At 43.4% G+C, this 7,648-nt stretch carries 3 protein-coding genes; all 3 read left to right on the top strand.

All coding sequences use genetic code 11. The annotated features are described in order from the left end of the window. Positions 1-278 precede the first annotated feature (278 nt). Positions 279-2,393 (top strand): TonB-dependent receptor domain-containing protein, encoded by a 2,115-nt coding sequence (locus tag EI164_RS01460; protein WP_192518223.1) that lies wholly within the window; start codon positions 279-281, stop codon positions 2,391-2,393. 63 nt (positions 2,394-2,456) lie between these two features. Then, positions 2,457-4,514 (top strand): TonB-dependent receptor domain-containing protein, encoded by a 2,058-nt coding sequence (locus tag EI164_RS01455; RefSeq protein WP_192518222.1) that lies wholly within the window; start codon positions 2,457-2,459, stop codon positions 4,512-4,514. Positions 4,515-5,188: 674 nt separating this feature from the next. Continuing rightward, a complete protein-coding gene (locus tag EI164_RS01450) occupies positions 5,189-7,486 on the top strand; it encodes a FepA family TonB-dependent siderophore receptor (protein ID WP_192518221.1) in 2,298 nt (765 codons plus the stop codon). The last annotated feature ends 162 nt before the right edge of the window (positions 7,487-7,648 follow it).

Raw genomic sequence — 7,648 nt, 5'->3', positions numbered from 1 at the left:
TCGCTCTCGCTTGCGCTTATATCTGGCTGAAATTATGAATGTTCAACACGCCCTAATTATTGCCAAATTGTTAATACTTCGTTATTATGCCCTCAACATTTAAACGCTAATCATTATCATTAACATTAATGATGTTATTCGCATATGGTTTTTTAAACGCTTTTAAAAAATCCAGCGTTTAAAGCCAGCTCTCAAAGTGTAGTCGTTTTAAAAAAATGGTTTTTAAAGTAAACAGGTATCGAAAATCCTAATCTCTGATAGTAAAAAGTGAGTGTGTTATGCGTGAAGTACAGTTTTCTAGTCGATTGACCGTATTGTCCATGGGCGTGGCAGCGGTGTTGTGGTCGCAAGGGTCGCAAGCGGCAACTACCGATACGGTAGAAGATATGCCAAGCACCACGTTACAAACCATCACGGTGTCGGCCAACAGTTCAGTACGTGAAAAAGTGCAAGAGGGCGGGGTCGATGTAGAAGATTATACGCCCGCTGCGCAGGCAAACCATTTAAGTGATATTTTGGATGTGGTGCCAGGTGTCACTGTGGGCGGTACATCGACCGTCAATCAGCGCATACGTATACGTGGTCTGGATGATAGTCGTTTGAAAGTGACGATTGATGGTGCACGTCAAGAAGGCAAAATGTTTTACCATATGGGCGATGTGACCATCGATCCTGATTTGCTTAAACAAGCCGAAGTCGCGGTGGGCAACAATTCTGTCACGCTAGGTAACGATGCTATTGGTGGCGCAGTTGCTTTTGAGACAGTCGATGCCGCTGATTTGCTAAAACCTGGTCAAAAAATAGGGGCCAAGCTTCATGCAGGTTATGCCAGTAATAACGACGAACTACTGTCGTCAGCGACTGTCTTTGCCGCACCAACAGACAATGTTGATTTACTTGCTTATTATGGTAAGCGTGATGCCAACGCTGGAGAAGATGGTAACGGTCGCCAGATTCAAACCGAAGACAGCAAGGGCGAAAACATCTTATTAAAAGCAGGTGCTTATATTACAGATGATCATCATGTGGGCGCTAGCTTTAGCAGTACTGAAAACGAAGGTAAGTTCCCATTACGTCCCGACTTTCCAGCCAGTCCAGGAGTTGGCAGCTGGAATGAGATTCTACCGCAAAAAGTCAAACGCGACACTTATGGACTAGATTATAACTATAATCCGGTTAACCAGCTAATCGATGTTGATACCAACGTCTATCAAACAAAGACTAAAATCTCGCGAGATACAGACTATACGGTAAACCCTGGTTATGACTGGGAAGCCGAGGTCAAAACTACAGGCGGTAAAATTCAGAATACCAGTGTGATTGATAGCAGCATCGTTGAGGGTATCACTGGTTCGCATAAGCTAATCGCTGGTGTTGAACATTACAAAAAAGAGTCTGAAATGGCACGTGACTCTGCCAAAACAGGTAGCGATGAAGCTCAAAACACCTCTGTGTATTTAGAAGACCAATGGCAGATGGGTAAATTTAGCCTAACGCCAGGTATTCGCTATGATCGCTATGAGTCTCCAGATTTCGTTGCTGATGGTAAAGTATTTAACAACGTCGTCGGTGGATTAGCCGCCAGCTACGAGGTTGCCCCAAGTACTCAGCTATTTGCCAGTTATACCCAATTGTTTAATGGTCCAGATTTGAGCCAAGCTATTTTTAACCAAGATGGCACTGAGACTTATGTAAATGATGACTTAAAAGCAGAAGAAGGTGATAACGCCGAGGTTGGTGTTGTGACCACATTACGTGGTTTGACCACTGCTGATGATGCACTGCAATTAAGTGGTAAATACTTTGAGACCAATATCGAAAACTATATTGAGTTTGTACGGTCAGGCGGTAGGCATTCTGGTTTAGATTGTGCGACGGGTCAGTTAGGCGGTAGTTGCCAAGGTGCAATTAATAAAGATGAAGACTACAAAATCAAAGGTGTCGAGCTTGCCGCCGATTATAAGATGGATGACTTTAGTATGGGCTTGAGCTACGCTCATGCACGTAGTAAAGGCAAAGATAGCGGCTATAGCATCTACTCACAAACAGGCAGTAGCTCTGATTCGGGCGATAAATACATGCTCAATCTGGCTTATGAGCCAACAGACACTACAGAGCTAGGCTGGCGCAGTACCTATGTTGCTTCAGTAACTCCGAATACGGGTGGCGATGACATCGAAAAACCAAGCTATGACATCCATGATATTTTTATGAGCTATTCGCCAAAACAGATAGAAGGAATAAAAGCAACAGTTGGTGTATACAATATCTTTGATGAAAACTATGCCAATCATGCGTCACGTATCGTTGCGCCACGCCCTGACGATGGTACTTTAAGAACTGACTTTGAGCCAGGTCGTAACATCAAAGCTTCTTTAACCTATCAGTTCTAAACCAAACTACTTTACTCATTAGTAGTAAAAAGACCACTTATATTATATAGGTGGTCTTTTTTTATGGCTTATATAATTTGTGAATGTTCAACACGCCCTAGTCCATTGACCGTATTATCGATGGGTGTTGCCGCAGTATTGTGGTCGCAGGCGGCGAGTGCAGCTACTGTAGAAGATATGCCAAGTACCACGCTACAGACCATTACAGTGACTGCCAACAGTTCTGTACGTGATGGTATGCAATCGGATTCTATTGACTCAGCTCAGTATATACCTGCAGGGCAAGCGAGTCTTTTAAATGACTTTTTAGACGGTGTGCCAGGCGCTTCAGTAGGCGGTACATCAGCTATGAACCAACGTGTTCGTGTTCGCGGCTTTGATGATACGAATTTAAAAGTGACCGTTGATGGTGCCCGTCAAGAAGGCTATGCGTTCCACCATTCTGGAGATTTGGTCATTGATCCAGACTTATTGAAGCGGTCTGAAGTTTCAGTTGGTAATAACTCAGTCACTTTAGGTAATGATGCGATTGGTGGTGCGGTGGCTTTTGAGACCGTTGATGCAGCAGATTTGCTTGATGTTGATCAAAAGATTGGTGCAAAAATCCATACAGGCTATGGCAGTAATAATGACGAGCTGTTAACCTCAGCGACCGTATTTGCTGCACCGACAGAAAATGTTGATTTATTAGTTTATTATGGCAAACGCTCATCCGACGCAGGTGAAGATGGTGATGGTCGTGATATTCAAACGTCAGACGGTGATACAGAAAGTATTTTGTTAAAAGCAGGTGCTTATTTAGGTAATGATCATCATGTGAGTGGTAGTTTTAGCCGTACAGAAAATGACGGTATGTATCCAGCCCGAGCGGATTTCCCATTGACTGATGAAAATGGCTGGAATCCAGTCATACCTTGGAAACAAAGCCGTGATACCTATACGCTAGAGTATGGCTACAACCCAACCAGTGACTTAGTTGATGTTAAAGCCAATATTTATCAAACTGAAACTTATCTCGATAGAGATAATAAAGGCATTGAAGTTGACTTGATCACCAAAGGTGGCAAAATCGAAAATACCAGCCTCATAGACAGTCAGTTGGGCTCGCATAAGCTGATTACTGGTGTGGAATATTACACAAAAGAGTCAGAGGTAACTCGTCTAGGTGTCCTTGGCGGAAATGACGAGGCAAAAAATACGTCTGTATATTTAGAAGACCAATGGCAAATGGGTAAATTAACGCTAACACCTGGTGTTCGTTATGATCATTACGAAGCACCACAAGATGTGGCAAATGGTGAAACGTACGACAATGTTGTGGGTGCTTTTGCCGCCAGTTATCAAGTGTTGCCAAGCACCAATATATTTGCAAGTTATACCCAGTTGTTCAATGGTCCTGACTTACAGGAAGCCATCCGTAATACAGATGGTGAAGATAAATATATTTCTTCTGATTTAGAGCCCGAAACTGGTAGTAATGCCGAAGTTGGTGTATCCACTATTTTCCGTGGCTTGACCACTGAAAACGATTCGTTACAGCTTTCTGGTAAGTACTTTGTGACAGATTTGGAAAACTGGATTACGTACGAGAGCGGTATCGATTGTAATACAGGACTGGCCTCTGATACTGGCACATGCGCAGGCTCATTTAATGCAGATGAAGATTATGAAGTCAAAGGGGTAGAGCTCTCAGCTGATTACCGTACCAGTAACTTCAATATGGGCTTGAGCTATGCACGAGCGCGTAGCGAAGGTAAAGAGACTGGCTATAGTTTGTCTCAAGGCACTGGTGATGAAAATGACTCTGGTGATAAGTACATGGTTAACCTGGGATATGCACCAACTGATACGCTTGATTTAGGCTGGCGTAGTACGTATGTGACTTCTATCAACCCTAATACAGGTGATGATACAGATCAAGAAAAAGAAGGCTATGACGTACATGATATATTCATGACCTACAAGCCTCAGCAGTTAGCGGGCGTGAAAGCGACCCTAGGTGTGTACAATATGTTTGATGAAACGTACGCAAATCACTCATCACGCTACTCAGCCGATTCGGACTATACTGATTATGCGATGGGAAGAAATGTGAAAGCTTCTTTAACTTATCAGTTTTAATATATAAATAATTGGCATTTGATAGATAGGGCGTGTTGAGTATTCAGCACGCCCTAAGCGTAGGTAACTTCTAAAGCAAGTTAGCCTTACCAGTTGTACCCAACAGTAAATCGAAAATCAGGTACCGTCAGTGACTTCCTAAGTCGCTACAGACTGACCCTCCCTCCTTAGAAGTCCTAAATTTGTAGTCAACGTTTTTGTATTCAATTTATCATTTTTTGACTATACATTATTAATTTAATGTTAATGATAATGATAATGATAATAATTATTATTAATATTTGCATTAATATTTCTGTTTTGCTAAAGTGTGTTTTGTTTATTACAGAATTATTAACAGCTTTTTGTATTACCTCTTTTTGGAGGCTTTATTGTGATTACTATTTAAATGAGTTGGCTTTTGCCAGTCGCAGTATCACCAAACCTTTAACCGTATGCAGTAGATACTTTTACTAGTTTTTCATCTATCGATATTTAAGCCTTTTGGCTATGTTTTAGTCCCGTTTTCATCATACATATACTGGATAACAAGTTTGTCTTGCTTGGCAGTCGTGTGCCTATTTGTATGTATCAACTTATATATGCTTACGATGTGGATGCCACATCAAAAATGACTAAAATTGTTCGAGATTGAAAGACTCTATTGAGATCAAATGCTTCAAGGAACATTATTCATGTCAAAACTCTCAAATATTTCGCCTCAGCAACACCTTAATGCTCCAAAAACCTCACAACCTTTAGCGACCGGCAAAGTTTTGCTAAGCATCGCTATCGCCTCGGTTCTTAGCAGCACCGCTTTTGCTGCTGAGGGTGATGAGGTAGCTGTGCATGAGGCGACTGACCAAGAAGCAGTACCTACAGCGACACTTGATACTATTGTGGTGCGAGCGGCAAGAGAGGAGCTAGAGCAGGCGGCAGGACTGTCCGTTATTAGTGAAGAAGCCATCGAAAAATCATCCGTTTCTAATGATATTTCAGAAATTGTACGTAAGATGCCAGGTGTGAACCTGTCAGGGTCATCGACGTCAGGTCAACGTGGTAACCAACGTCAGATTGATTTGCGTGGTATGGGTCCGAACAACACGCTTATCTTAATCGATGGCCGTCCAGTTACCTCGCGTAATTCCTCACGACCTAGCCGTGGTGGTGAGCAAGACACGCGTGGTGATTCGCAATGGGTACCACCAAGTGCAATTGAGAGTATCGAAGTATTGCGTGGTCCTGCTGCTGCCCGTTATGGCTCAGGTAGTATGGGCGGTGTGGTAAACATCATCACTAAGCGCCCGACTGATACAGAGTTTTCTGTGACTGGGCACTACGAGGCACCAGAGAGCGACTTAGAAGGCAGTAGCTGGCGTACCAATGTCAATATGGCAGGCGCTTTGACTGACAAGCTGTCCTCACGTACCACTCTAGGCTATCACGATAGTGAAGCAGATGATCCGTATATTAATGCAGCTGAAGCACTAGATGATTCAGTAGCAGCAGGTACTGAAGGGGTTGAAAATATCGATGCGCGCCAAGTGTTTGAATACGCGATGGATGCGATGAATACGGTCGGTTTTGAGGTCAATTATAGCCGTCAAGAAAACCGATGGGCGGGTGACTCATTATTCCAGTCAGTGAATGAAACATTGATAGACGAACTAGACGGTGAAACAACCAGCAAAATGCAACGCTACGGCGCGGCGATTACCCATCGCGGTGAGTATGATAATGCTAGTAGCAATAGCTTTGTGGAGTACACTCGGACAATTAATGAGCGTTTGGGTGAAGGTAGTGCGGGTGGTGGTGAAGGTCAGATTGTCATACCTGACGACGGCGAGGATTTTGAATGGGTAGAGGCAACCTACGATACGCTCAATGCCAAATCAGAGTGGGATATCTATTTTGACCGTCATACTTTAACGGCTGGTGCTGAGTTCCGCGGCGAGAGGTTAGACAACCCTGTGGTATCTGATATGACATTTGATGATGGTTTTGAGTTTGGTGATGTGGAGACCGACCCTGACAAGCGCGACCCGACCTCAGATGCTTACCTCATCGGTGCTTATTTAGAAGATAACTATGAGATCACGCCTGATTGGTATGTCACGCCAGGTCTACGCTTCGATTATCATAGCGAAGCTGGCAGTAACTGGTCGCCGAGTATCAATACCACTTGGCACTTTAGCCCTGATTGGTCAGTGAAGGCAGGTGTCAGTCGTGCATTTAAAGCGCCATCGCTGTACCAGCTTGACCCAAACTATATTTACTACACTCGTGGAAATGGCTGCCCATCTTGGGTACCTCTTGATGAAAGAGGTTGTCAAGTCTTAGGTAATCCTGACCTAGAAAATGAAACCTCTTGGAACAAAGAGCTGACCTTTACTTATGATGATGGCACTGGGCTGAATGCAGGCTTGACTTATTACCATAATGCCTATGATAACCGCATTGGTGCTGGTACGGATCGTGTGGCGGTAGATACAGCGACGAACCGTTCTATCTTTCAATGGGACAATCAAGGTGAAGCAATTGTCGAAGGTTTAGAAGGTTTTGTACAAGTACCAGTCACTGACGATGTAAAATGGTCTTCTAATGTCACTGGCAACATCCGCTCAGAGCGTAAAGACAATGGCGAGCCATTATCACTCATTCCTAAGTTCACTGTGAACACGGGTGTCGATTGGGATATTACGCCTCAGTGGAATGCCGGTTTTGATGTGAGCTACTATGGCACGATTGAAGCCCCTACGATTTCAGCTACAACGGGAGATGATAGTGATGATCCGTTGCTTGATCGCGAGCCGTATGCCATTGCTAATGTCAGCACTCGCTATGATCTGACTAAGGATATAACCGTTGGTGCTGGTGTCAAAAACTTATTTGATACGGGTGTTTATCGTGAGGGTACTGCTACGAATGCTGGTGCACGTACGTTCAATGAGCCTGGCCGTACTTATGTGTTCGACGTTAGCGTTGACTTTTAATAAGTAGACATAAAATTTGTTCGATTAGAAAAGGTCTGAGCTACTGGCTCAGACCTTTGTGCTGTCAGTAACTTTTTTAAATGGTCTTATCTAAGCAATCGTTTTTTAGTAGGCCTTTTAAAGAAGCTTTTTTAATTCTTTAAATTTTTAATCAATAACTAT

Source organism: Psychrobacter sp. FME13, from assembly GCF_014861395.1.
GTDB lineage: Bacteria > Pseudomonadota > Gammaproteobacteria > Pseudomonadales > Moraxellaceae > Psychrobacter.
Note: the sequence above shows the minus strand (reverse complement) of the source record. Positions and strands in the feature narration are given on the sequence as shown.

Coding starts and splice junctions, on each gene's coding strand:
- EI164_RS01460 (WP_192518223.1), top strand. CDS start 279: ATGCGTGAAGTACAGTTTTCTAGTCGATTGACCGTATTGTCCATGGGC.
- EI164_RS01455 (WP_192518222.1), top strand. CDS start 2,457: ATGGCTTATATAATTTGTGAATGTTCAACACGCCCTAGTCCATTGACC.
- EI164_RS01450 (WP_192518221.1), top strand. CDS start 5,189: ATGTCAAAACTCTCAAATATTTCGCCTCAGCAACACCTTAATGCTCCA.